The sequence below is a fragment of the Niveibacterium sp. COAC-50 genome (genome assembly GCF_013184235.1).
Taxonomy (GTDB): domain Bacteria; phylum Pseudomonadota; class Gammaproteobacteria; order Burkholderiales; family Rhodocyclaceae; genus Niveibacterium; species Niveibacterium microcysteis.
Genome location: NZ_JABCJM010000005.1, coordinates 141,481 through 167,488 on the forward strand (window position 1 = coordinate 141,481; position 26,008 = coordinate 167,488).

General features: G+C 64.7%; 21 protein-coding genes and 1 tRNA gene. 15 read left to right on the forward strand and 7 right to left on the reverse strand.

Translation table 11 applies throughout. The features are described from left to right. The first annotated feature begins 22 nt into the window (after positions 1-22). From HH302_RS17855 to HH302_RS17880, 6 genes are all read left to right on the forward strand, one after another. On the forward strand, positions 23-1,216 hold the full coding sequence (locus tag HH302_RS17855; RefSeq protein ID WP_172203619.1) for a CaiB/BaiF CoA-transferase family protein: 1,194 nt from the start codon (positions 23-25) through the stop codon (positions 1,214-1,216). 120 nt (positions 1,217-1,336) lie between these two features. Beyond that, positions 1,337-1,933 carry a ubiquinol-cytochrome c reductase iron-sulfur subunit gene (gene petA, locus HH302_RS17860; RefSeq protein WP_172203620.1) on the forward strand — a complete coding sequence of 199 codons (597 nt, stop codon included), beginning with the start codon at positions 1,337-1,339 and terminating at the stop codon, positions 1,931-1,933. A 3-nt stretch (positions 1,934-1,936) separates the two neighbouring features. Further along, positions 1,937-3,319 (forward strand): cytochrome bc complex cytochrome b subunit, encoded by a 1,383-nt coding sequence (locus HH302_RS17865; RefSeq protein ID WP_172203621.1) that lies wholly within the window; start codon positions 1,937-1,939, stop codon positions 3,317-3,319. An 8-nt stretch (positions 3,320-3,327) separates the two neighbouring features. Beyond that, positions 3,328-4,083: a cytochrome c1 gene (locus HH302_RS17870; protein WP_172203622.1), complete on the forward strand. Its 756-nt coding sequence runs from the start codon at positions 3,328-3,330 to the stop codon at positions 4,081-4,083. 111 nt (positions 4,084-4,194) lie between these two features. Continuing rightward, entirely contained in the window at positions 4,195-4,791 is a 597-nt protein-coding gene (locus HH302_RS17875) for a glutathione S-transferase N-terminal domain-containing protein (RefSeq protein WP_172203623.1), read from the forward strand. Between the two features lie 144 nt (positions 4,792-4,935). Beyond that, the gene (locus HH302_RS17880; RefSeq protein WP_172203624.1) at positions 4,936-5,388 is read left to right on the forward strand and encodes a ClpXP protease specificity-enhancing factor; all 453 of its coding nucleotides are present in this window, start codon (positions 4,936-4,938) and stop codon (positions 5,386-5,388) included. Between the two features lie 48 nt (positions 5,389-5,436). On the opposite strand, the gene HH302_RS17885 is transcribed toward HH302_RS17880, so the two are convergent. From HH302_RS17885 to HH302_RS17895, 3 genes are all read right to left on the reverse strand, one after another. Continuing rightward, a complete protein-coding gene (locus HH302_RS17885) occupies positions 5,437-7,074 on the reverse strand; it encodes a methyl-accepting chemotaxis protein (protein WP_172203625.1) in 1,638 nt (545 codons plus the stop codon). Positions 7,075-7,190: 116 nt separating this feature from the next. Next, positions 7,191-8,066, reverse strand: coding sequence for an ABC transporter substrate-binding protein (locus tag HH302_RS17890; protein WP_172203626.1), 876 nt, complete (start codon positions 8,064-8,066; stop codon positions 7,191-7,193). A 15-nt stretch (positions 8,067-8,081) separates the two neighbouring features. Continuing rightward, positions 8,082-8,156 (reverse strand) — tRNA-Arg (locus HH302_RS17895). A 71-nt stretch (positions 8,157-8,227) separates the two neighbouring features. Here HH302_RS17895 and HH302_RS17900 point away from each other — a divergent pair. Continuing rightward, positions 8,228-9,382, forward strand: a complete 1,155-nt coding sequence (locus tag HH302_RS17900; protein WP_253946202.1) for an MFS transporter — start codon at positions 8,228-8,230, stop codon at positions 9,380-9,382. 1 nt (position 9,383) lies between these two features. Next, entirely contained in the window at positions 9,384-9,914 is a 531-nt protein-coding gene (locus HH302_RS17905; protein ID WP_172203627.1) for a peroxiredoxin, read from the forward strand. 57 nt (positions 9,915-9,971) lie between these two features. On the opposite strand, the gene HH302_RS17910 is transcribed toward HH302_RS17905, so the two are convergent. Then, the gene (locus HH302_RS17910) at positions 9,972-10,526 is read right to left on the reverse strand and encodes a hypothetical protein (RefSeq protein ID WP_172203628.1); all 555 of its coding nucleotides are present in this window, start codon (positions 10,524-10,526) and stop codon (positions 9,972-9,974) included. Between the two features lie 311 nt (positions 10,527-10,837). Between HH302_RS17910 and HH302_RS17915 the strand changes: the two genes are divergently transcribed. The 3 genes from HH302_RS17915 to HH302_RS17925 all read left to right on the forward strand — a co-directional run bounded on the left by HH302_RS17915 (position 10,838) and on the right by HH302_RS17925 (position 14,295). Continuing rightward, the gene (locus HH302_RS17915) at positions 10,838-12,175 is read left to right on the forward strand and encodes a glutamine synthetase family protein (protein WP_172203629.1); all 1,338 of its coding nucleotides are present in this window, start codon (positions 10,838-10,840) and stop codon (positions 12,173-12,175) included. A gap of 9 nt (positions 12,176-12,184) precedes the next feature. After that, positions 12,185-13,543 carry an aspartate aminotransferase family protein gene (locus HH302_RS17920; protein ID WP_172203630.1) on the forward strand — a complete coding sequence of 453 codons (1,359 nt, stop codon included), beginning with the start codon at positions 12,185-12,187 and terminating at the stop codon, positions 13,541-13,543. Between the two features lie 95 nt (positions 13,544-13,638). Beyond that, positions 13,639-14,295 carry a GntR family transcriptional regulator gene (locus tag HH302_RS17925; protein WP_172203631.1) on the forward strand — a complete coding sequence of 219 codons (657 nt, stop codon included), beginning with the start codon at positions 13,639-13,641 and terminating at the stop codon, positions 14,293-14,295. 51 nt (positions 14,296-14,346) lie between these two features. On the opposite strand, the gene HH302_RS17930 is transcribed toward HH302_RS17925, so the two are convergent. Continuing rightward, positions 14,347-15,729: a DUF805 domain-containing protein gene (locus tag HH302_RS17930; protein WP_172203632.1), complete on the reverse strand. Its 1,383-nt coding sequence runs from the start codon at positions 15,727-15,729 to the stop codon at positions 14,347-14,349. Between the two features lie 136 nt (positions 15,730-15,865). Here HH302_RS17930 and HH302_RS17935 point away from each other — a divergent pair, with 136 nt between their 5' ends. Next, a complete protein-coding gene (locus HH302_RS17935) occupies positions 15,866-17,296 on the forward strand; it encodes a rhomboid family intramembrane serine protease (protein ID WP_172203633.1) in 1,431 nt (476 codons plus the stop codon). Here HH302_RS17935 and HH302_RS17940 read toward each other — a convergent pair. Beyond that, a complete protein-coding gene (locus tag HH302_RS17940) occupies positions 17,293-18,606 on the reverse strand; it encodes a hypothetical protein (protein ID WP_172203634.1) in 1,314 nt (437 codons plus the stop codon). The genes HH302_RS17935 and HH302_RS17940 overlap by 4 nt on opposite strands. Positions 18,607-18,709: 103 nt before the next feature. Between HH302_RS17940 and HH302_RS17945 the strand changes: the two genes are divergently transcribed. Both HH302_RS17945 and HH302_RS17950 read left to right on the forward strand, forming a co-directional pair. After that, positions 18,710-20,545: an ABC transporter ATP-binding protein gene (locus HH302_RS17945; protein WP_371814731.1), complete on the forward strand. Its 1,836-nt coding sequence runs from the start codon at positions 18,710-18,712 to the stop codon at positions 20,543-20,545. Positions 20,546-20,645: 100 nt separating this feature from the next. After that, a complete protein-coding gene (locus HH302_RS17950; protein ID WP_172203636.1) occupies positions 20,646-23,450 on the forward strand; it encodes a hypothetical protein in 2,805 nt (934 codons plus the stop codon). A gap of 58 nt (positions 23,451-23,508) precedes the next feature. On the opposite strand, the gene HH302_RS17955 is transcribed toward HH302_RS17950, so the two are convergent. Further along, positions 23,509-24,951 (reverse strand): glycoside hydrolase family 1 protein, encoded by a 1,443-nt coding sequence (locus tag HH302_RS17955; RefSeq protein WP_172203637.1) that lies wholly within the window; start codon positions 24,949-24,951, stop codon positions 23,509-23,511. A 112-nt stretch (positions 24,952-25,063) separates the two neighbouring features. On the opposite strand from HH302_RS17955, the gene HH302_RS17960 reads away from it, so the two are divergent. Continuing rightward, positions 25,064-25,936 carry a LysR family transcriptional regulator gene (locus HH302_RS17960; RefSeq protein ID WP_216661968.1) on the forward strand — a complete coding sequence of 291 codons (873 nt, stop codon included), beginning with the start codon at positions 25,064-25,066 and terminating at the stop codon, positions 25,934-25,936. Positions 25,937-26,008: the final 72 nt, after the last annotated feature.

A 26,008-nucleotide genomic window follows, 5' to 3' on the forward strand; every position in this document is an offset into this window, starting at 1 on the left:
CCCTGCGTTCGGAGTGCCGGAAATGAGCCAGAAACCGTTGCAGGGCGTGAAGGTCGTCGAGTTTGGCACGCTGATCGCTGGGCCTTTCTGCGCACGGGTGCTGGCCGAATTCGGCGCCGAGGTCGTCAAGGTGGAGTCGCCGGACGGCGGCGATCCGCTGCGGCAGTGGCGCAAGCTGCACGAGGGCACCTCGCTCTGGTGGTATGTGCAGGCGCGCAACAAGAAGTCGGTGACCCTGAATCTGAAGCATCCGGATGGCGTCGCGCTGGCGCGCAAACTCTGCGCGAATGCCGACATCGTGATCGAGAACTTCCGTCCGGGCGTGATGGAGAAGCTCGGTCTCGGCTGGGACGTGCTGTCGGCGGACAACCCCGGCCTGGTCATGGTGCGGCTGTCAGGTTTCGGCCAGACGGGCCCGATGGCGCAGCAGCCAGGCTTTGGCGCAATCGGCGAATCGATGGGCGGGTTGCGCTTTGTCACCGGCTTTCCGGATCGGCCGCCGGTCAAGTCTGGCATCTCGATCGGCGATTCGATTGCAGGCCTTTGGGGCGCGATCGGCGCCTTGATGGCGTTGCGGCATCGTGAGATGAATGGCGGACGCGGTCAGGTTGTGGACGTCGCGCTCTACGAAGCAGTGTTCGCGATGATGGAAAGCCTGCTTCCCGAGTACTCGATGGGCGGCCATGTGCGCGAACGCACCGGCAACATCATGCCCGGCATCACGCCGTCGAACACCCATACCACGCGCGATGGCGAGCACGTCGTGGTGGGCGGGAACGGCGACGCCATCTTCAAACGCCTGATGTTGGCGATCGGGCGCAGCGATCTGGCCGAGGATCCCGCGCTGGCCGGCAACGCAGGGCGCAGCGCGAGGGCAGACGAAATCTATGCCGCCATCGACGCCTGGGTCGGCGCACACGATGTCGGCGACGTACTGGACGTTCTGAAGCGGGCCGACGTGCCGGCGACCAAGGTCTATTCGATTGCCGACATCTTCCGCGACGCACAATACGCCGCCCGCGGCATGCTGGAGGAGGCGGCCTTGCCCGACGGCGCGGCGTTCCATGTGCCGGGTGTGGTTCCGCGGCTGACCGAGTCACCCGGCGCGACCGATTGGCTCGGGCCGCGGCTCGGCGAGCATACCGACAGTGTGCTGGCGGCCCTCGGTCTGGGGGCTGAAAACATCGCCGCGTTGCGCGAATCCGGCGCCATCTGAGCCGCTCTGCACCTGCAAGCGCGTCGGCGGGCTTCTAATAGGGGGTGCCGCTCCGGTATAATCCCGCGGTTTTTCTGCGGTTTTTGTGCTTTCGGGACGTATCACCGGGGATAGAGGGTCATGAGCGACGACAAAAATACGGACAACGGCCGGAGAACACTGGTCATTGCCACGGCTGCGGTCGGTGGCGGTGCAGTGGCCGGCGCGGCGGTGCCATTTCTGGCCAGCCTTTCGCCGTCCGAACGAGCCAAGGCGGCGGGGGCGCCCGTCGAGGCTGACATCAGCAAGCTGCAGCCGGGCGAGATGATGACTGTGGAATGGCGCGGCAAGCCGGTCTGGATTCTGCGCCGCACCAAGGAACAGCTGGCTTCGCTGGCGGCAGTGAAGGGCGAGGTGGCGGATCCGGATTCCGCACGCTCCGAGCAGCCCGAGTACTGCAAGAACACGTATCGCTCGATCAAGGACGAGTACCTCGTCACGATCGGCATCTGCACCCACCTCGGCTGCTCGCCGAGTTCCAAGTTCCAGCCCGGCGCCGAGAGCGGCATGGGCGCGGACTGGAAGGGCGGCTTCCTTTGCCCCTGCCACGGCTCGACCTTCGACCTCGCGGGCCGCGTGTTCAAGAACAAGCCGGCGCCGGACAATCTGCCGATCCCGCCGCACAAGTACCTCGCCGACACCAAGCTGCTGATCGGCGACGACAGCAAGGGGGCCTAAGCCATGACGACCAAGTCGCAGGCACTATTGAACTGGATCGACGAGCGCTTCCCGCTTACGTCGACCTACAAGGCCCACCTGGCCGAATACTACGCACCGAAGAACTTCAACTTCTGGTACTTCTTTGGCTCCCTGGCCCTGCTGGTGCTGGTGATCCAGATCGTGACCGGCATCTTCCTGGTCATGCACTACAAGCCGGATGCGTCGCTGAATGCGGCCGGCGTGCCGGTGGCCTTCGCCAGCGTCGAGTACATCATGCGCGACGTGCCGGGCGGCTGGATCATCCGCTACATGCACTCGACCGGCGCTTCGGCGTTCTTCATCGTCGTGTACATGCACATGTTCCGCGGCCTGCTTTACGGTTCCTACCGCAAGCCGCGCGAGCTGGTGTGGATCTTCGGCGCGCTGATCTTCCTGTGCCTGATGGCCGAAGCCTTCATGGGCTACCTGCTGCCGTGGGGCCAGATGTCGTTCTGGGGCGCGCAGGTGATCGTGAACCTGTTCTCCGCGATTCCGCTGATCGGGCCGGACCTGTCCGTGTTCATCCGTGGTGACTACGTGGTGAGCGACGCGACGCTGAACCGCTTCTTCTCCTTCCACGTCATCGCGGTGCCGCTGGTGCTGCTGGGTCTGGTGGCTGCTCACCTCGTTGCGTTGCACGAAGTCGGCTCGAACAACCCGGACGGGGTCGAGATCAAGAAGAAGAAGGACGCCAACGGCATTCCGCTCGACGGCATCCCGTTCCACCCGTACTACACGGTGAAGGACATCTTCGGTGTCGCGGTCTTCCTGATCGTGTTCTCCGCGATCATCTTCTTCGCACCGGAAGGCGGCGGCTACTTCCTGGAGTTCAACAACTTCATCCCGGCCGATCCGCTGAAGACCCCGCCGCATATCGCGCCGGTCTGGTACTTCACGCCGTTCTACTCGATCCTGCGTGCGGTGACCTCTGACTTCCTGATCGTGCTGCAAGCGGGTGTTGCGGCGATCTGGGTGTGGGCGCTGCTGCGCGCACCGGTGCTGGGCAAGGCCATCGCCACTGCGGTCGCCGTGATCGTGATTCCGGGCATGTTCTTCATCGACGCCAAGTTCTGGGGTGTCGTGATGATGGGTGCCGGTGTCGTGGTGCTCGCCTTCCTCCCCTGGCTCGATCAGAGCCCGGTCAAGTCGATCCGCTACAAGGGCGCGCTGACCAAGCTTGCGATCGCGATCTTCGTCGTGGCCTTCGTGATCCTGGGTTACCTGGGCGTACTGCCCCCGACCCCGGGCCGTAACCTGACGGCCCAGATCTGCACGGTGATCTACTTCCTGTTCTTCGCGCTGATGCCGATCTACTCGAAGCTGGACAAGACCAAACCGGAACCGGAAAGGGTGACCTGGAAATGAGCCGCACGATGAAATTCCTGCGCACGCTGGCGGTTGCCGCCTTCGCCACGCCGCTGGCGTCTTTCGCGAGCGGCCCCGAGCTGCACCTGGACAAGGCGCCGGTCAGCTTTGAAAACAAGTCGCTGCAAAACGGCGCGAAGCTGTTCGTCAACTACTGCTTGAACTGCCACGGTGCGAGCTATCTGCGTTACAACCGGCTCAAGGACATCGGGCTGACCGAGGACCAGATCCGCGACAACCTGATGTTCACCGCCGACAAGGTGGGCGAGCAGATGAAGGTTGCGCTGCAACGTGACGAAGCGAAGCAGTGGTTTGGCGTTGCGCCGCCGGACCTGACCGTTATCGCCCGTGCCCGTGCATCTGAGTTTGGCAGTGGCGCTGATTGGCTCTATACCTACCTGCGCAGCTTCTACCACGACGAGAAACGCCCGACGGGCTGGAACAACGTGGTGTTCGAGAACGTCGGCATGCCTCATGTGCTGTGGGAGCTGCAGGGCGAGCAGGTCGCGAAATTCGCCGAGAAAGACGACGGGCACGGCAACAAGACGAAGCACTTTGAAGGCTTCGAACTGGTCAAGCCCGGCAAGATGGACAAGGCGCAGTTCGACCAGAACGTGGCCGACCTCGTGTCCTTCATCGTCTGGATGGGCGAGCCGGCCCAGCAGACGCGCAAGCAGATCGGCTTCTTCGTGATTGCCGTCCTGTCCTTGCTCGCTCTGGTGTCCTTCCTGCTCAAGAAGGCCTACTGGAAAGACGTTCACTAAACCAGCCAGAGGCGGCGGGCTCGCGCCTGCCGTTACGCTGTGCGAACGACGCGCCGCCTGTGCGGCGCGTCGTCCATTTCTGATTTAACTACTTCGCGGGGATTGCCTACGATGATGAACCTGTACTCCGGTACGACGGACCCCTTCAGCCACCGCTGCCGGATCGTGCTCTACGAAAAGGGCATGGACTTCCAGGTTATCGACGTCGACCTGTTCAACAAGCCCGAGGACATTGCGGTTATCAATCCGTACAACCGCGTGCCTGTGCTGGTCGATCGCGATCTGGTGCTCTATGAGCCGAACATCATCAACGAATACATCGACGAGCGCTTTCCGCATCCGCAGCTGATGCCGGCCGACCCGATCATGCGTGCCAAGGCGCGTCAGCTGCTGCACTCGCTCGAGCAGGAACTCTTCTCCCACATCGAAGCGCTGGAAAAGAACGCCAAGGGTGTCGAGAAGAACCGCGCCCTCGTTCGCGATCAGCTGGTGCAACTCGCTCCGATGTTCGTGAAGCAGAAGTTCATGCTGGGCGAAGAGTTCTCGATGCTCGACGTGGCGATCGCCCCGTTGCTGTGGCGCCTTGAGCACTACGGCATCGACCTGCCGAAGACCGCCGCGCCGCTGGCGAAGTACGCCGAGCGCGTGTTCTCCCGCCAGGGCTTCATTGACGCATTGACGCCGTCCGAGCGCGCGATGCGCCGGTAACACCTGTCGCGCGGCGCCTGGCGCCCGCAGCTGCGTTCGGGGATGCGCCCAGGGTCGTATTGGCTCTTGGGCTCCCCGTTTGGCGGCGCGCGCTGATTGCCGAAATGCGTCGATTGCGTCCTTGTTTGTCGATGAGCAGCTGAAATGAGCAACATTCCGTCCACCAAGCCTTACCTGGTTCGCGCGCTGTACGAATGGTGCGTCGATGCCGGTTTCACACCGCATGTTGCGGTCGTCGTTGATGACACCGTGCGGGTGCCGAGAGCGTTCGTGCGTGACGGGCAGATCGTGCTGAACATCGCACCGGACGCGACCCATCAGTTCAATCTGGATAACGAAGCCCTGAGCTGTCAGGCGCGGTTTGGCGGTGTGGCGCAGATGCTTTACGTGCCGATCGCTAATATCGCGGCCATCTATGCGCGTGAGAACGGGCAGGGCATGGCGTTTGAAGTGGAACCCAAGCTCGACGGCGCGGCCACGGCGGCGCCGGTGAATAGCGAGCCGGCAGCGGTGCCCGCGCCGGCAGAATCTGCGGACAGCGATGATTCGCCGACACCACCCGAAGGCGGGCGCCCGCATCTGAGGGTGATCAAGTAAAGCAAAGCGGCCCGATCGGGCCGCTTCTGTTTTGTGCTGCGAGTCGCTTCAGACCTTGAAGCGCGCCGCTTCGTCCTCCAGCCGCTGGGCAAGCGCGCTGAGTTGCCCGGCATTGCCTCCGATCTGGTGCACCCCGGAGGTGTTTTCTTCGCACATATGCGCGATGCGCTCCACCTGCTGCGCGATCAGCTGGCTCGCCGTGGATTGTTCGGCCAGCGCTTCCGTGATACGCGAGGCTGCCATGCTGGACTGGGTTGCTGCATCTTCGATCGAGCCGATCGCGGCGTCCGCCTCACCGGTTCGGGTGCGCTGCAGCCGGACGTTCTTGACGACCGCGTTGATGTCGGCCACCGCGCGCGAGGTGCTTGCCTGGATCTTCTGCACCAGGCCGCTGATTTCCTGCGTCGAATGGGCGGTCTTTTCGGCCAGTTTGCGGACCTCGTCGGCCACCACGGCGAAGCCCCGGCCCTGTTCGCCCGCGCGTGCCGCCTCAATCGCGGCGTTGAGGGCCAGCAGGTTGGTCTGGTCCGCGATTTCCTTGACGGTGTTGACGATGCCACTGATGGCTTCGGACTGGGCGCCGAGGTCGTCCAGCGTGTGGGCGGTTTCTTCGACACGCGTTGCGATAGCGCCCATCTCCGCGGCGGTGGCGCCGATCAGTTCGCGGCCGCGAGCAGAGAGTTGATGCGAGCTCTGCGCGAGGCGCCGAGCTTCTTCTGCCGAATCGCGCACCTGGCTAACGGCGACCGTCAGTTCCTCAATTGCAGCGGCGACGGACGAGGTTGAATCGCTCTGGTTGTCGGCGTTCATCGCGAGGTCCGAGAGCGCTTGCGACACGTCGTGCGTCTCGTTGCGCACCTTGCGCGATTCACCATGCAGCGCCGCGATCGTTTGCTGGAAGCGCTCGAGCATGGTGTCCAGCGCGCGGCCGCAGTCGGCGATTTCGTCGCGGCCCGTGAGTGCCGCGCGATTGCGCAGGTCCCAGTCAGTGGCGACGCGCGCCATCACCTGATCGAGCTGGCGGACCGGGATCACGATGGCGCGCGAAATCAGCAGGCTGGCTGCCAGCATCGCTACCAGCGACACCGCGCCGCCGGCGATCAGCCACAGCGTGGTGCTGGCGATCGCCTGCTCCGACGCCGTCACGCTCGATGCCGCCCGTGCGGTGACTTGCTTCTCAACGGCGGAGGAGAGCTCCTTGATCGCGGCCGATACTGGGCGGTCCATGCCCTTCACGGCGGCATCGACCTTCTTGCCTGTTTCCGGGTCGGCGCCATCGAAGCCCTTGAGCGCCTCGCGGTACTTCGTGCCTAGCTGCTGATGTTCGGCGAGCACCCGTTCCGCGAGCTTCGGATCCATTCCGAATGCCTGCAGGTCAGCGCCTGCGCTCTTCAGATGCGCGGCGACCTTTTCCTCTTCCTCACCAAACTGCTTGAGGTACTTGTCGTGCTGGGCGGCGTCGTTGCCGCGGATCAGGATGTTCTTCCACTCCTGCACCTGGGTCTTGAAAGCCAGGTTCGCGCCATCGACCTCAAGCAGCAGTCGTGTGGCGACCTTCATCGATCCGAGACTGTGGTGCAGCTGATTGCTCACCGTGCGGAACTGCCACAGGGCGTAACCGGACAGGAATACCAGGGCTGCAGCGCCGATTGCGGCGAGCAGCAGCAGCTTGTTTCGGAGTGACATTGCAGCCTCCCTGCATGTCCCGGTTATGGCAGCCCATGCTGCGTGTTCCGGGTAATGCGGGGATTACGGCTGCATTGGTCGGCGACTTGAGCAATGCACCATCACGGCGCATTTCCTCAGTGCGGCAGGGCTTCGGAGGTGGACGGCGGCAGCCAGTTGCGCTTGCGGTAGTCGTCGATGATCGCGGCGATGGTGCCGTCTTTCCACATTGCGGCAAGCTGGCTGTCGACCTTCTGCCGCTGAGAGGTCAGCGCATTCTTGCGCGAGAACGCGATGAAGAAGTTCTGCACATAGAAGGCCGGGTCGAGCGCGGCGACACGGCCTTGCAAGCCCTCTGCCGCGATGATCTGCAGCCCCGCGAGCTTGGGCACTGCAGCCAGATCGACACGATCGGCATCGACCATTCGGATCGCCGACGCGAAGGAGTTGGTCTCCTCGCAGGCAATCCGCCCCTCGCGCACCGCTGCATCGAACTCGGGCGCAAACAAGGCTGCGCGCAATTTCACGAAGCGACGGGCCTGCACGTCCGCAAGTTTGCCGCTCCACGCGATGGGCTTGCGTGACGAGCGGAAGAAAGACATTTCCGATTTGAACACCGGCTCGTCCGGGAAGTCGAACAGCGCCTCGCGCTCAGTCGAGCGAATCGTCGGAATCAGGGCGTCACCTTCACCGTCGCGGACGCTGGCATAGGCGCGCGCCCAGGGCTCGATCGCGATGTCGACTTTCAGGTTGGCGCGTCGGAACGCCGTCTTGACGATATCGACGATGATCCCGGTGCTGCCATACGGTGTGCTCATGATCAGCGGCGGCAACTCAACGCCGACAACACGAACCGGGGTCTCGGCCGCAAACGCCGGAAGCGCCGTGAGGCATGCTGCAAGGCAGACGAGGGTGATTCGCTTGAACACGGCAGCCCCTGCATCGTTGCGCCGGGTGAGCGATTGGCCCGCACGCAGGCCTGTCGTCGCATACTTGCCGCCACCCAGGCGCATCAGGAATTTCGGGTGTGGTGCCTCCGACAGGAATCGAACCTGTATCTGCCGCTTAGGAGGCGGCCGTTCTATCCATTGAACTACGGTGGCACCGAGGGCGCGGATTGTACCATCGGAGCCGGCGGCCTCGCGCGCGGGGCGGTTTGAAGAATGGGGGGCTCATGCTGCGCTTGCCAGCTACCGTCGTGACACTCGGCTTCGTCAGTTTCTTCAACGATCTCGCGTCGGAGATGGTCACGCCCCTGATCCCGCTCGTGCTGGCGGGGAGCCTGGGGGCAGGGCCGATTGTGCTGGGCCTGCTCGAAGGCGTGGCGGAGGCAGTCTCCGCGTGGCTCAAGCTATGGTCCGGCGGGCGTTCGGACGGGCGCCGGCGCAAACCCTGGGTGCTCGGCGGTTACCTGCTGTCGAACCTTGTGCGGCCTTTCTTTGGTTTGGCTGGGCACTGGCCGGTGCTTGTCAGCCTGCGTGCGATTGATCGGGTGGGCAAAGGGCTGCGGAGCGCGCCGCGCGATGCGCTGGTCGCGGATGCCATGCCCGCGGCGCTGCGCGGTACCGCTTACGGCTTTCATCGAGCGATGGACAACGGTGGCGCTTGCCTCGGCGCGCTGCTCGCCGCCGCCGCGGTGGCCTGGGGTGGCATGGCCTTGCCGCAGGTGATGCTGTGGTCGGCACTGCCCGGCTTGGCCGGTGTGGTGGTGATCATCCTCGCGCTGCATGAGCAACCCCACGCCGCGGCGCCCGCCGCATCCCGCCCGCCGCTTCGCTGGCGTGCGATGCCTGCCGGCTTGCGACACTACCTGGCGGTCGTTGCGGTTTTCGGCCTCGCGCGGGTGTCAGAAACCTTTGTGATGTGGCGCGGTCATGAGATCGGGTGTGGCAGCGCCGAGTTGCTGGTGCTCTGGGCGCTGATGAGCCTGGCCAAGAGTGTCACCTCGATGCTGGGCGGTTGGATTGCGGACCACATCGGTCCGTTGGCCATGCTGCGTGTCGGATGGCTCGCGTTGGCGTCGGGCTATGCGTTGCTTGCCCTGATCGAAGCGCCACAGGGGCTTTGGTTCGCAGCGGTCGGCTACGGTTTGCTGGCCGGACTGTCAGAGGGCGTGGAGCGCACGCTTGTTGGTGTGCTCGCACCTTCCGCATCGCGCGGCCTCGCCTTCGGCTGGTACTACCTGCTTTCGGGCGCAGTGGCGATCCCCGCGGGGCTGATTTTCGGTGCGATCTGGCAGCGTGGCGGGGCGGCACTTGCGTTTATGCTGGTCGCGACGCTGGCGCTTGCCTGCACCGCCGCAAGTCTTGGATTAAAGGAGCGGAATTGAGATGAACGCCTGGCTGAGAACGATCTTTGCGCTGCTGCTCAGCAGCGTGCTGTTGGTGCCCGCGTGGGCAGAGTCGCCTGCGGTGGACCAGCCGGCTCCCGGCTTCTCGCTGCCCGACCAGGACGGTGCGATACATGCGTTGGCCGACTACCGGGGCAAATGGCTGGTGCTGTACTTCTATCCCAAGAACGATACGCCCGGCTGCACGACCGAAGCCTGCAATTTCCGTGATGGCTACGGCCAGCTCAAAGCACTCGGCGCACAGGTGCTGGGCGTCAGTGTTGATGACACTGCCTCACATCTCGCCTTTGCCAAAAAGTACAAGCTGCCCTTCACCTTGCTCGCCGATGCGGACGGCGCGGTGGCCGAACGCTACGGGGCGCTCACCAACCTCGCCCTGGTGAAGTTCGCGAAGCGGCAGACTTTCCTGATCGACCCGCAAGGGGTGATCCGCGAGAAATGGCTGAAGGTGGACCCGGATACCCACGCGGCCGAAGTCATGGCCGCACTTAAGCAACGCTCGGCGCGCTAGCGCCCGTGGATCGTGCTGGGCCGCGCGCGGCGGCCCTTGCCCGCCTCGCCGCGAGCCCTACTTCGCGTGCGTGGCGTGAATCATGATCTCTGTGGCGTTGCCATTGCGCCTGGCCTGAACCATCAGGCTGTCGTTTGCGGTGCCGCTCGCACCGCTCACCATCCACGAATACTCGCCCCCCTCGGATGATTCGATCATCTGTTTGCCGGCCGCGAGGCGCTTGATCTGCGGCGAGTAGAAGGCGACCACCTTGTCGAGTGCGTCGCCGGTGCTAAGCGTGGTGCTCACCGCGTTACCTTCTGCCGAACTGATGCGCGAGGACGAGCCTTCGATCGGCGTTGCGCCCGGATAGAACGGGATGCCGGCGTCCTGCTCGGTGACCTTGGCGTTGTTCAGTTCGAGCGTTTGTGACTTGCCGTTCTTGTCGGTGACGGTGGCCTTTACGCCGCCGGTCGAGAGGTCAACCTTGGCGTCGCTGGCGCCATCTTTCTTCATCGCAGATTCGATCGCCGCTTCGGCGAGTTTTTCGGACGCCTTCTCTTCGACTTTCCCGCAGGCGGTGATGAGCAAGGCGGTGGCGATGACTACGGGCGTGATGCGGATGGCGGGCATGGCGTCTTCCTGGCTGATGGTTCCGGGTTATCTCGATGGCATGGCGGGTGGCCAATTCAGGAGCGGAATCATACGCAGCGGCCGGCCTGCCGGGGGCGCGTTGCCGGCACCGGGTGTGAGGCATTGCGCGGTATGTGACAGGCGCCTGTTGTGATCCCGTATTTGATCAAATTTGATTTTGAGTGGATGGCGCCTTAGTATTTGATCAAATCTTGCGCGGATCTGTTGGTCACTTTCTTGTCGATATTTCTGGCTGGCGTGGTGAGTCGAGTCTGTGTTCATGGTGTTGGATATGATCAAAAGGTGTCGTCATGAGTGAGGCGTTGCATCAGTTTTTGCGGGAAAACAGCATTCATGAGGTCGAGTGCATCATCTCGGACATGACCGGCGTGGCGCGCGGCAAGATCCTGCCGCGCGCGCTGTTCATGGCCGAGGACAACATGAAGATGTCCAAGGCGGTGCTGACGATCACGGTGAATGGCGAGTTCGCGGATTTCGAGCGTTTCGTTGGCCCGAGCGACCCGGACATGGTCTGCGTGCCCGATCCCAACACGATCCGCTGGGCCCCTTGGGCGATCGAGCCGGTGGCGGTGGTGATCCATGACTGCCAGGACTTTGATGGACGCCCGGTCGGCATCTCGCCGCGCGCGGTGCTGCGCAAGGTGCTCAAGCTGTATGAGAACCGCGGCTGGCGGCCGGTGGTGGCGCCGGAGATGGAGTTCTACCTGATCGCGCAGAACTCCAATCCGCATGAACCGCTGCGGCCGCCGCCGGGCCGAAACGGCCGAACCGAAGTGGGCCGGCAATCCTTCTCGATCGACGCGGTAAACGACTTCGACCCCTTCTTTCAGGAGCTGTCGGCCTTTTCGGATTCGATGAACCTGGGTGTCGAAACGCTGATCCACGAGGTCGGTGCCGGCCAGATGGAGATCAACTTCACCCACGGCGACGCGCTGGACCTCGCGGACCGGGTGTTCCTGTTCAAGCGTGCGGTACGCGAGACCGCCTACCGCCACAAGATATTTGCCACCTTCATGGCCAAGCCGATGGAGCACGAGCCGGGCAGCGCGATGCACATCCACCAGAGCATCGTGCGTATCGACGATGGCCAGAACATCTTCTCGAACGCGGATGGCACCGCGAGCCCGCTCTTCTTCAGCCATATCGCCGGGATGCAGAAGTACCTGCCGCAAGCGATGCCGCTGTTTGCGCCGTATGTGAATTCGTATCGCCGCCTGTCGCGCCATACCGCGGCGCCGATCAATGTGCGCTGGGGTTACGACAACCGTACCTGCGGCATCCGTATCCCGAACTCCGGCCCCGCCGCAAGGCGGGTGGAAAACCGTGTGCCGGGCGTAGACGTGAACCCCTACCTTGCGATGGCGGCCACGCTCGCGTGCGGCTACCTCGGCATGGCGGAGGGGCTGGAGGCGTCAGATCCGCTGGCGGGCAGCGCCTACAACCTGGACTACGAGTTGCCGCGCAGCTTGGAAGAGGCGATTCATGCGCTGAGCGCTTGCGATGCTTTGCATCAGATCCTTGGCGCCGAGTTCGTACAGGCCTTCTGCGCGGTCAAGGAAACCGAACTCGAAACCTTCCAGCGCGGCATCACCGCCTGGGAGCGCGAACATCTGCAACTGACCGTTTGAGGCCCCGACATGAGCACCCGCCACGGTATCGACTGGAACAAGGCGCAGGCGCTGTTCGAGGCTGAGCGCGAGACCTTTGCTGCCCAACGGCCGCGCTCGCGCGAACTGTCGCGACAAGCGGCCGAGCATCTCGCTTTTGGCGTGCCGCTGCACTGGATGAACGACTGGTCCACGCCATTCTCGCTCTATGTCGATCGCGCCAAGGGCGCGCGCTTCCGCGATGTCGATGGTTTCGACTACACCGACTTCTGCCTTGGCGACACCGGCGCGATGTTCGGCCATGCGCCGGCTCCGGTTGCGCGTGCGCTGGCCGAGCAGGGCACCAAAGGCCTCACGGCGATGCTGCCGTCGGAGGATGCGGTGTGGGTGTCGCGCGAACTCGCACGCCGCTTCGGCCTGCCGTTCTGGCAGTTCGCGATGACCGCGACCGACGCGAACCGCTTCGTGCTGCGCTGGGCGCGTGCGGCCACCGGTCGCAGCAAGGTGCTGGTATTCAACGGTTGCTACCACGGCACGGTGGATGATGTGTTCGTCGATCTGGTCGATGGAAGGCCGAGGCAACGCGACAGCCTGCTGGGCCAGGTCTACGACCTCACGCAGCACACCCGCGTCGTCGAGTTCAACGACCTTGAAGCGCTTGAAGCGGCCCTGGCCGATGGTGAAGTCGCCTGCGTACTGGCCGAGCCGGCGATGACCAACATCGGCATGGTGTTGCCCGAGCCCGGGTACTGGGAGGCGGCGCAGGCGATCATCCGCCGCCATGGCACGCTGCTGGTCATCGACGAAACGCACACGATCAGCACCGGCCCCGGTGGCTTTACGCGCGCCCATGGCCTGGCACCCGACGCCTTCGTGCTGGGCAAGCCGATCGGCGGTGGCGTGCCTTGCGCGGTGTATGGCTTCTCGGCCGAGCTTGCCGAGCGGGTGCAGGCCGCCAAGCGCAACGCGCCGCCGGGGCACAGCGGCGTCGGCACAACGCTGACCGCCAATCTGCTTGCGATGGCGGCGATGCGCGCAACCCTCGCCGAGGTGATGACCGAGGCCGCCTACGCCCACATGTTCGCGCTCGCCGAGCGGCTGGCCGAGGGCTTGCGCAGTGTGATCGAGCGCCGCGGCGTGCCCTGGTGTGTCACGCAGGTTGGCGCGCGCACCGAGTTTCAGTTCTCGCCGGCGCCGCCGCGCAATGGCAGTGAGGCCGAGGGCATTCTCGACAGTGAACTCGAGCATGTAATCCACCTCTACTTGCTCAATCGTGGCCTGCTGATTACGCCGTTCCACAACATGATCCTGGTGTGCCCCGACACCACCGCCACCGACGTGGACCGCTTGATCGCGGCGTTTGATGAAGTGCTTGCCGCGATCGTGTGAGCATGTTCATCGAGCGAGAAGTTGGCTCGCGCACATGGGCGCGGCCCGAGCGCCATGCGGCCGATCCTGAGCGGGTTTCCGTAGAATCCTGACCCATGAAGACACCGACCGGCACCACCCTTCAGGACGACACCTACGCAACGCTGCGCGGCTGGCTCACGGTGGGCCGGTTTCTGCCCGGCGAGCGGTTGAAGATCCGCCAGGTTGCCGAGGCGCTCGGTGTCGGCGAGATGCCGGTACGGTCGGCCCTGCAGCGGTTGGCGGCCGAGGGGGCGCTGGTGAATGTGCCCAATTGCGGTGTCACGGTGCCGCAGCTCTCTCGCGCGCAATTCGACGATGTGCTGCAGGTCCGATTGATGCTCGAGGGCGAGGCGGCGGAAAAGGGCGCGCACCGCCTCGACGACGCCGGGCGGGCCGAGCTGCGTGCGCTGTCAGAGGCGATGCGGGCGGCGCTCGACAAGCAGGATGCCAAGGCCTATCTCGACGCGAATGAGCGCTTCCACTTGATCCTGTATCGCGCTTGCGGGTCGCCGTTGCTGCTTGAGCTGATCGAGACCGTCTGGTTACAGGTCGGGCCGGTCTCGAACCGGCTGTTCGAGGATCCGGCGTTTGCATTGCGCTTGAACGACGCGCATGAAGACGTGGTTGCAGCAGCCGAGCAGGGTGACAGCGCTGGCGTGCGCCGCGCGATCGAGCGCGACCTGTTCTACGCCGCGCAGCAACTTCGGACGGTCTGCAACGCGGCGGCTTGATGTCGCGACATGCGGGCCGCGCCGGCGCGCCGCAGCTCGCCGGTGACCGCGCTACTCGCCGCGCAGGTGCGCGCGCACCGTGGCGGTGGACGGGTTGTCCATCAACAGCTCGCCATTGACCTCCATGACGGGTAGCCGCACGTTCGCGCCACCCTTCGCTGCGATCTTGTTGCTGAGCTGGTCGGCAGCCCGCGAATCGGTGTCGACGGAGTAGTCGGTGTACTGCAAGCCGTTCGCGTCCAGCCAGGTGCGCATCTTGGCGCAGTCTTCGCAGCCCTTGATGGAATACATCACCACCACGTTGTCTGCGGCGAAGTTGGTGTCCTCGTCGGAGTCCTCGTCAGCGTGCTGCGTGCCATGGTGGCGATACTGATTCGCCATGGCCACCACCGCCGCCGGGTTGCTCGCGATGCCCTTGGACGCGAATCCGCTCGCCAGCACCATCATCGCGATCGAGAACCACACCAGCTTCGCGCCACCGCCCTCGGGGGCAGGGCCATGGGCGTTGTCATCATCATCGCCGGAGACGAAGAGCAGCATCACCGCGAGGATGAAGTTGACCACCGGCACGATCATCAGCAGCGACATCCAGCCAGTGCGCCCCATGTCGTGCAGCCGCAACACCATGCAGCGAAGGCCGTAGATCGTGCCCAACACGAATCCGACGACCGCGAGCCACATCTGCCCGCTGTAGGCCCCAATGCCAAGCAGCACCCACATCAGCGCCGTACTGAAAAAGGCAGACGCCAGATACGTGGATCGATTGAAGCGGCCGGAGAAACCCAAGCCGAGCATCGACGTATCCTCACTGCCGGCGTAGCGCTGCGGCGCCGCAACCGTTGCCGGGCCGAAGGTGGTTTTCGGCCCGTTGTTGATGCCAAGGCGGGTTTCGTTCGCATCGCGGCTTGCTTCGGCGCGCGCTGCGCGCAGGCGCGGCATGTCGATGCCGCAGGCGCGGCAAAGCGTACGCTTGGGCTGCACTTCGGCGCATTGCGGGCAGGTCACGGTTTCAACCGAGGCATCGGCCGCCGTTGGGTTCGTCGCACTACCGGCTGTCGGCGTTGGGGCGGGCGCCGCCGGTGCCGCAAGGCTGAAGAGTTCGTCCGATGCGCTGGCGGCTGGCGCCGGCGCCGGCACAGGTTTGGCCGGCACCGGCGCAACCATCGGTGCAACCGGAGCGGCCACCGGCACCGGCGCGACCTCCGGCATCGGTTCTGACTCGGCACTCAGCCCCAGCGCCACGATTCGCTGGGTCAATGCGTCGGCTTCGGCCTGGGTTACGTTGCGCTTCACGGCAACGCGGCGCCCGGAGAACACCACGTCGAGCTGTGTGGCATCGAGGCGGAAGGTTTGCGCGATGCGATCGCGAACGGCAGCGGGGTCATGGCCGGCGAGGACATTGCCGGTGAGGACGACGCGAAATAGGTCGGACATGTTCTGTGGGGGCAGGGTGGTCGGTGCGGGCATTATCCCTGCCTGTGTTTCAAGCGTCCGCGCACTATGACTGCTTTGCAATCGTTCATACTCCGCGGCCAGTGCCTGCTCACCGACTCCCATGCTGATACTGCCCTTGCCCCCCCGCCCTGACTGGTCGCGACCACCGGTCGTCACGCTTGCGCTGATGCTCGCGTGCATCCTGATCTTCGTGTTCGGCCAAGGCGGCGACGACGAGCGCGAAGCGGCTGCGATCAAGTACTACGGCAGCGCCGGGTTGCCGGATACCGAGCTGCCGGCCTATCTCGCCGACCTGCGCAGCCGTGGGCGCGACGTACAGGCGCACAAGCTGGAAACCGCTCTCAAGGGGGGCGAAGGCCGCCTTGTGCTGGAGACGATGGAATTCGACCGCGCCTTCATGCAGCGGCTGCACGCCGACCAGGTGATCAAGCCCAGCGACCAGGGCTACGAAGCCTGGCGCGACGCGCGCCAGCGTTACGAGGCCCTGCGTGGCAAGGTATTCACCGAGCGCTGGAGTCTCAAGCCGGGTGAGCCGCGCGCAGGCTCGCTTCTGGGGCACATGTTCCTGCATGGCGACATCATGCATCTGGCCGGCAACATGGTCGTGCTGTTCATCGTCGGCTATACCGTCGAAGCGGCGCTCGGCGCCTGGGGTTTTCTCGCGCTGTACCTGGTCGGAGGGCTCGGCGCCGCGGTGCCGGACCTGCTTTTCGCGGGTGATCGGGTGGGCTATTCGCTGGGCGCATCGGGGGCGATCTCCGCGGTGATGGCCGCCTACCTCGTGCTGTTCGGCTTGCGCAAGATCCGCTTCTTCTACTGGCTGATCTTTGTCTTCGGTACGGTGAGCTGGCCGGCACTGGCGATCCTGCCGGTGTGGATCGGCAACGAGTTACTGCAGCGCTTCGTGCTTGATCCGCATGGGCAAGTGAACTACCTCGCGCACTTCGGCGGCTTCGTGAGCGGTGCGCTGTTGGCCGGGCTCTATCGGTGGCGCAAGGCCGGTGGCACCGCGCAATCCGTCGAACGCATGGATGCCGACGCCGCCACCGCGCAGCTGCGGGCGCGTGCGGTGGAGCTGGTGTCCGGTCTGCAGTTTGAGCGCGCGGCACAGTGCTATCGACAGTTGGTTGTGCGCTTGCCGGACGACGAGGGGCTCTTGGCCGAGCATTTGCGGGTGGCCGGCCTGGCGCGCGACGCAGGCTTGCAACGCGAGGCGGCTGCACTCGTTCTGAAATCTGCGTCGCGGCTCGCGACGACGATGGACGGTGCGGTCCTTGCGCAGGCCCTGACGCTCGCGGAGGCCGCACCACCGCGCATGTCGCTGGGGGCGTGGTCGCGGGTGGCGATGCGCCTGCTGGCGTGCGAAGAGTTCGACGCGGCCGAAGCGCTGGCGCTGCGCCTTGTCTCGCGCGACGCAGCGGGCGAGGCTGCGCCGAAGGTGCTGAATGGTCTGGTGCGGGCGTTGCAGGAGGCCGGTCAGCCGGAACGCGCCGAGCGTGCGCGCCGCTTGTTGAAGCAGCGCTATCCGCAGCTGGTCACGCTCTAATTCGCCGCGCGCAGGCGCGCGATCAGCCCCAGCAGTTTTTCCGCCTCGCCCGAGGCAGGGTGATCCGGGAAGCGGCTGCGCAGCGCGGCGAGCACGCGTTCGGCCTGCGCTTCGTCGCGCCGGTGTTCGATCAACAGGCGCGCGCCCAGGAGGTAGACCGCCGCGGTGTCGCGGTGGCCGGGGTAGCGTTGATCGAAGCCGCGCAGCAGCCGCGTGGCGGCCTCGAATCGATGCGCATCGAACGCTGCGGTGGCGAGCGGCAGGACGTCACCCGGAACGGCGGGCGCGAAGGCCGCATCGTGCTTCTGAACCGCCTCCAGCACTTCGGTCGCCAGTGCTGCGCGGCCTCCGCGCAGCAGCACCGGCAACCACGTGCGCGCGTTGCCTGCAAGCGCGGCTTCCTGGCCCGGTAGGGCCAGCAGCAACTTGTGCAGACGCAAGCGTGCATCGTGATCGTCGGGCGCTTCGGACACCGCCGCGCGTGCTTCCTGCAGGGCCTCGTCGCTCTTCCCTTCGCGCAGCAGTGTTGCGATGCGCGCTGCACGCGCAGCCTTCTGGTCGGGCTCGGGCAGTCGTTCGGCTTGCCGCTCAAAGCCCACCTGAACATCAATGTCGAGTTCTTCGTGATACTCGTACAGCACGTAGCCCATCATGCGATACATCGCAATCGTGAACGCGGTGCCGACAAAGCCGGCGATGGTCGGGAACAGCGCGCGCGGCACTACGGGTGCGAGGTGGGTGAGCAACTGCCCGCTGCCGAAGAACAGCAACAGCAGGCAGCCGCACAGTCCCAGATAGGGCATGCCGATGCGCGAGGCGACCTGCCACAGCCGTGCGGGGTTGATCGATTCGCCCATGTCGTTGGTGACCGCCAGCACCATCGTGTTCGCCGGCCACAGCAGCCCGAGCAGCACCAGCACCAGCATCGCGGCATTGCGGCCCGCAACGCCGGCAGTCATGCCGACCACGATCGCGCCTAGCAGTACGACGGCCACCTGTTTCCACGGCAGATGCTTGCCGCCATGGTGCGAATTGAACAGCACCATGCTGTCGTCGATATGGCCGCGGGCGGTGCGTTCCAGGACCAGGAATCCGTAACGCACGCTGCCGGCGAAAACGAGGATCTGCAAAGGCGGCAGCAATTGCGCGGCGGTCGCGATCAACGCGATTCCGATACAGGCAAGCAGCGGTTCCCCGCTGAGCGGGTAGAGAAAGAAGGACGGAAAGCGCGTCCAGTACGGTGCGATACGGGGGGCGGACATCGGCGGCGTGTGGGTCGTTGGGGGCAAAGCGACAGCATAGCGCTGCATGGCCGCGCCGGCGCGGCAGCACTTCGCGCTGTCGGACGCAAATCGTCTACGCTTGGCGGGTCCTGCGCGGGCGCCTTCTGCGCGGGCAGTGGAGACTCCCCGCGTGTTCAGCTTCTTCGAACGACTCGTTCATCCCTACCCCGATACGCCGCCGGCCACGCCGCCGGCACGCTTCTTCGGATTCCTGTGGGCAGGCACGGTCGGCCTGCGCCGTTTCATCCTCGGCATGACCTTGCTGACCGCGGCTATCGGTGCATTCGAGGCGCTGCTGTTCAGCATGCTCGGGCGCATCGTCGACTGGCTGGCACATGTCGACCGCGCGCGACTGTGGGAAGTAGAGGGGCGCCACCTGATACTGCTCGCGCTGATCCTGCTGGCGAGCCCGCTGGTGATCGCACTGCAGACGATGATCAAGCACCAGGCGCTGGCGGCGAATTTCCCGATGCGTCTGCGCTGGAACTTCCACCGGCTGATGCTCGGGCAGAGCATGAGCTTCTACCAGGACGAGTTCGCCGGGCGCATCGCGACCAAGGTGATGCAGACCGCGCTGGCGGTGCGCGATACCGTGCTGGTGGTCACCGATATCCTGGTCTTCGTCGTGATCTATTTCGTCACGATGGTGGCCGTAGTGGGCAATCTGCATCTGATCCTGCTGCTGCCGTTTCTCGGCTGGCTGGTGCTGTATTTGGCCACGCTATGGTTCTTCGTGCCACGCCTTGGCAAGGTCGGGCAGGCCCAGGCGGATGCCCGTTCGCTGATGACGGGGCGCATCACTGATGCGTACACCAATATCGCAACCGTGAAGCTGTTTTCGCACGCAAGGCGCGAGGCCGGCTTTGCGCGCGCCGCGATGCAGGACTTCATGCAGACGGCGCATGCGCAGATGCGCCTGGTCAGCGGCTTCGAGATCGTCAACCACACCTTGTCGATGCTGCTGATCGTAGCAACCACCGGGGCGACGCTCTGGCTGTGGAGCCGAGATCTCGCGGGTGTCGGCGCCGTTGCCGCTGCGACAGCGATGGCGCTGCGGCTCAACGGCATCTCGCACTGGATCATGTGGGAAATGGCCTCGCTGTTCGAACACATCGGCACGGTGCAGGACGGCATCAACACGCTCGCACGCCCGCACGCGATCGTCGATCGGGCGGACGCCAAACCGCTTGTCGTGACCCGCGGCGAGATCCGCTTCGAGGATGTCTGCTTTGCCTACGGCGGCGAACGAAACGTGATCGAACACCTTTCGCTGACGATTCGGCCGGGCGAGAAGATCGGCCTCGTCGGGCGTTCCGGTGCAGGCAAGTCGACCATCGTGAACCTGCTGCTGCGCTTCTATGATGTACCGCAAGGGCGCGTGCTGATCGACGGGCAGGACGTCTCGCGGGTCACTCAGGACAGCCTGCGCGCGCAGGTCGGCATGGTCACGCAAGACACCTCGCTCCTGCACCGCTCGGTGCGCGACAACATCCTCTATGGCAGACCCGATGCGTCGGATGCCGAGATGATCGCCGCCGCCAAGCGCGCCGAGGCGCACGACTTCATCCAGACGCTGACCGACCCGAAGGGGCGCCAGGCCTATGACGCCCATGTCGGCGAACGCGGCGTGAAGCTCTCGGGCGGGCAGCGCCAGCGCATCGCAATCGCACGCGTGATGCTCAAGGACGCGCCGATCCTGCTGCTCGACGAAGCCACCAGCGCGCTGGATTCCGAAGTCGAGGCCGCGATCCAGAGCAGCCTCTATGCGCTGATGGAAGGCAAGACAGTGGTCGCGATCGCGCACCGCCTGTCCACCATCGCAGCAATGGACCGCCTCGTCGTGATCGACCGCGGCCGCATCGTCGAAGAAGGCGACCACCGCAGCCTGCTGGCGCAGAACGGCCTCTATGCGCGGCTATGGGCGCACCAGAGCGGGGGTTTTCTGGGCGGAGAGGCTGACGCGTGAACGCGTTGCGCCGATTGGAGCGGTGTGCTGCGATAAGTCACATGGTTTGGCGGTCTGAGCAGATATCCTGCCGAGCGACTTCATTAGTGAAAGCTCGCAGATGTTTGACGTGCTTGGTGCGAAAAAACGGATCGCTTCCTTTGGGCTGGTGCTCCTGCTGGCGCCCTTTCTCCTCGTTGCGTGCGGCGGGGGCGGAGGCGGCGATGGGGCCGGTGGCTCGGGCAACACGCCCCCGCCGACTAGCTTTGCCTTCACATTTGAAGAGCCGTCTGTCTCTGTAGCGCCTGTCGAGGGGAGCGTTGCCTATACGGGAGTGACAGGTAGGCTCACCGGGTTGGCTGAGGGCACTCAAGTGTGGGTTGGCGTCCAGGGGGGTGAGGCGCTGCTGCTGAACGCGGAACTCAGTACCGGGACAATCAACCCTTATCTGACGGTGGCGCTCACGGTAAGCGACAAGCTTGCGCCGGGAACGTATCGGGATACCCTGAAACTACATATCTGTGAGGATGAGGCTTGCCGAAAGCCTTATCCTGGCAGCCCGTTCTCGACCGACCTCGTCGTGACGGTCAAGCCGAACATCCATCTGCCTGCTGAGGTACGCATCAGTCGGTCGGGCGCGGAGCCTGCTCCACGTTATGTGCTCGATGCCGAATTGCCTGTTGAGGCGGGCGACGTTGTTGTCAGCCTTGATCAGGCCGGCACTCCGATGCGAGCGTTCGTCGAGGGTGGCCGCATCATCGTGGAGACTTATCCGGTGCGCGCGGGCAGCTACGTTGCGATGCTCAATGTCTCCGGCCGGGACTCGCGATATCACGCTAGGGGGGCGATTCGCTACGATGTACTGCCGCCGCCGGGTGGCGAGAAAAGCTTCGCTGTCGAGACCTTCCCGGGGCGGGCTTTCTCGGTACCGTTGGGGCAAAAGGCGCTGCAGAGGATCGTGGTGACCCGCCCGACATGGACCAATGATTTCAGCGCACCACAGTTGGCAGCGAGCTGCGATCCGGCGTTCCGATTGCTGTCAACGGGCTCGGATTCTTGGGAGCTGACGTTCGACTCTGCCGGCCACGCGGTCGGATCGTACCTGTGCGACGTCAAATTCTCTGCGGGCGAGTTTGGTGGCACGGTCAGTAGCACGATGCTCGTCGATGTGGGCCTCGCGTTCAATGTTCAAGAGATCAGACCGTTCGGCATATCCGGCGATGTACTGGCCTCGGATCTTCGGCGCACGGCCCAAGTTGTCATGGCGGATGGTGCTGCCACTCCATGGTCAGTGACGACCAATGTTCCGTGGTTGCGTCTACTGCGAGCGAGCGGAATAACTGGTAGGGACAGTATTGAGCTGGAGGTTGACCCGCAGCTAGCTGCCTTCGCGTCTGCTGCAGAGGCGAAGCTGACCGTTTCGGTCGATCGTCCAGGTGTTCCGTCACAAGAATTCAGACTACCGCTTTCGATCAGCGTACCTGTGCTCAAGCGCATCTGGCCCGGCGCCCTGATTGGGTCTTCGGGGCGGATCTATCTCGATGGGGTCTTGCCCTCGAGCATCCTGACGGATGGCAAACTCAGCGTCACGGGGGCAACGCTCAAGTCGGCGAAGCTGGTCAGTGACTCGTTCTATGTTGGTGAGACACGGGTGCTTCAGCTGGATGTCAGCGATGCCGTACCGGGGGGAAGGGTTGAGGTGGCTTATAACGGCGCCTTGATCGCGTCACGCCAATCCCTCGCGGTAAAGGACTCGGCCGCATATCCGTCGGGATTCGTTGCGAAGGCGTTTGCTCAAACGAAGCCGCCGTCGTTTTCTGCGAGGTCGGATGCCCTTTTCTTTGCTGCAGCTGACCGTGTCTTCCGCTTGGGTTTGACAGGTAGCACATGGGCGCTTCAATCGGTGTCAGCTCCCGGTGTTATCGATGTTGACCCGTTGCTATCAGAGGCGCGGGTTGCAACCCTCTCGTTGGGTCGATACACCGAGCTTGACGCCGCAGATCTGACCGAACGGTCTTCGGCCGCGTTGCAGCAGATTGAATACGGGGCGAGCTACGCCTTCGGCGGATTGGGACAGTTCGATTCAAAGTCGATCTTCCATACCTATGATGGGAATACCTGGGCCGAGGTCGTGCGCACGACGGGGGGCACGATCGATGGCTACAGCGTCGCCTTGCTAGCCACCGGCAGCGGTTCGGATTCGTCCTACACGACAACGCTGAATACGTCGCGCGGCATTCTGTTTGGCTCGGTAAGCGCAATCCAGATGCTTGGCAGTGCTGGCCGCGGTGTGGTCATGGCGACCCCCGCGCGTAGCGATGGTGTGTTCTCTGTGTGGATGAACCTTGCAGAGAGCATCACCCGCCATTCCTTCACCTTCTCAGCGCCGGCGCGCCGTGCGCTGTCTGCAGTGTCGGACGACGGTCGAGTAACCATCACGGACGACGGCTTCGCAAGACTGGACGGCACGCTGAGCAACGACCTGACGCGCGCGGTACCGTCGGGGCATACCGCTGCGGGGTACGGACTGACCGCAGACGGACACTTCGCGTTGATCTATTCGTATCGGATGACGGGCTCCGAACCTGGCGCTGTCGCCGGTGAACCAACACTTTCTGTCCTTGACCTGCGTGGTCTCAATTGGGCCGGTGGCGACAAGCCATTAGTGATTGCAACCCTCGGTCTGGATGGCGTTCCTGGATGCGGATTGCCGCGCGCCAGCGGAGAGACTTGTGATCACCGCGCTCACGTCATCGTCGATCCGCTTGCGCGCAACGCTTTCGTGCTGGGGCCGCGAGGTGTGGCAATTGCGGTACTGCCACCAGAACTAAAGGTCGCTTCCCGGGTTCGTGGCAAGACTCAATCAACGGCATCCGGCCAACGGCTACTTGGGCCGGCGATCGTGAGAATGCGGGCACCTCGATAGGCGGTGAGTCGGCGGCCTTCCGGGCATTGCGCGGGAGGCCTGCCGCTAGCCGGGCGAGTCAGAATCCGACGTCCTCCCCACCGCTCGCGATCACTCGCCGGTACCAGTAGAAGCTGTCCTTGCGCACCCGGCGCAGATCGCGCGGGTCGCGTTCGTCGCGGTTTACGTACACGAAGCCGTAGCGCTTCTGGTAGCCGTTGAGCCAGCTGAGGATGTCGGTGAAGGACCAGGCGCAGTAGCCGAGTAGTTGCACGCCGTCGCTGATCGCGTCGCGGCAGGCTTCGACGTGGCGGCGCAGGTATTCGATGCGGTAGTCGTCGTGCACGCGCTCGTCTTCGGTCAGCGTGTCGAATTCGCCGAGGCCGTTTTCGGTGATCAGGATCGGCAGCGCGTAGCGGCTCGCGACGCGGCGCAGACCGATGCGCAGGCCGACCGGGTCGATGGCCCAGTCCCAGTTGGTGGTCTCGACGCGCGGGTTGGGCATGGTGCGGTAGAGGCCCGGTACACCGCTGCTGGGTGTGGTGCCTTTCTCGCCGGTGGTGTTGATGCGCTGCATCGTCACGCCGTCGAGCGCGTTGGTCGTGTAGGTCAGCGTCTGGTAGTAGTTGATGCCGACGAAGTCCGGCGTGCCGGCGCGCAGGATGGCCTCGTCGCCGGGCATGATCTCGGGTGCCTCACCGGTTCCGCGCAGCGAGGCGAGCGCGCCTTGTGGGTAGCGCCCGAAGCAGTAGGTGTCCAGCCACCAGTGGTTGGTGAATTCCTCGGCGTTCTCGAAAGCGAGCAGGTCCGCCGGGTCGCAGCTCGCGGGGTAGGCTGGCGAGTAGGCGAAGCTCGGGCCGATGCGGCCGTCCGGCACGTGGCGGCGGAAGGCGGCGATGACTGTAGCGTTGGCGAGGAAGGCGACGTGGTTGGCGGCGAAGAAGCGCTTGCGGTCCTGCACCGCGGGCGGGTGCGTGCCGAGCTGGTAGGCGTTGGTGAGGTTGTAGTTCTGCTCGTTGAGCGAGACCCACCACTTCACCTTGCCGCCGAAGCGCTGGAATAGCGTGACGCAGTAGTGCGCGAAGTCGGCGATGATGCGCCGGCTCTCCCAGCCGCCGTACTCGTCCTGCAGCGCCTGCGGCAGGTCCCAGTGGTAGAGCGTCAGCACCGGCTCGATGCCGTGCGCACGCAGCGCATCGATCAGGCGCTCGTAGAAGGCCAGCCCGGCCTCGTTAGGCGCGCCGCGCCCGGTCGGGAAAATGCGCGGCCAGCTCACCGAGAAGCGGTAGGCCTTGAGCCCCATCTCGGCCATCAGTGCCACGTCTTCCTCGAAGCGGTGATAGTGGTCGACCGCCACCTCGCCGTTGCTGCCCTGGAAGGTGCGGCCGGGTTCGCGGGTGAAGATGTCCCACACCGATGGCCCTTTTCCGTCGGCGTCCCACGCGCCCTCCACCTGGTAGGCGGCTGAGGCGGCGCCCCACAGGAAGTCGGCGGGGAAGGGTTTGCGTTCACGGTGTTGCATGGTTGGTCTCCGGGCGGGCGGCCCGTTTTCGCGGGCTATCTGACAAACAGTGTGGTTCGCGCGCAGAATTCCTGCCGATGATGAATGCTCTGTCTAGCGATTCCTTCGGGGAATGATGGATCTGAGAGACCTGCGTGCTTTCGTTACCCTGGCCGAACTGCTGCACTTCGGCCAGGCCGCGACGCGCCTGCACCTCACCCAGTCTGCGCTGTCCAAGCAGATCCGGCGGTTGGAGGACGCCTGGGGCGGCGCGCTCTTTGAGCGCAGCGCGGCGGCGACGCGGCTGACGCCGCTCGGTGAGGCGTTGCTGGCGGACGCCGAGCGCCTGCTAGACGATGTCCGCACCCTCGACCGCAAAGCGCGCGACGTGGTGGCGGGGGTGGCCGGCGTGCTGCGGATCGGTTTCGGTGTCGCCAGCAAGGACATCGTGCCACGCGCAATCGCACGCTTCCGCGAACTGCGGCCCGATGTGCGGGTCGAGCTGCTCGACCTCTCTACCCACCGCCAGATCCAGCTGCTGCAGTCTGGCCGGCTCGACCTTGGCTTCTGTCGCCTGCCCGCACCGTCAGGCTGGCCGGTGCTGCCGGTGGCCGAGGCCTGCTTCGTCGCCGTCGTGCCGCAAGCCTGGGGTGTGGGTGGCACGCTCGCCGACTTCGCGCGGCATCCACTCGCCACCGTCGCGCGCGCCGGCGCACCGGCCTTCTACGACCACCTGATGAGCTACTTCGCCGGTACCGGCGTCCGAGTGAGTGAGCTGCAGACCGTGTCGGACTTTGCCTCAGCGGTTGCTCTCGCGGCATCAGGCGTGGCGTGGGCCATCGTGCCCTCGTCGACTGCGATTGATCAGCCGTTGGTGCGGGCCGAGCCGCTCTCTGCCGCCGAGGCTGGCTGGCAAGTCGGTCTGATGCGGCCTCCGGGCGAGCCGGGGCCCTTTGTTAAGGTCTTCTGGCAGGTTGCGGAGCGTCTTTGCGACAGTGTTCGCTGAGCGTGCCGACTTGGCCCTTGCCCTTCCACCTCATCGGCCGCGCACCGCCGATGAGGTGGCGGCGAGAATCCG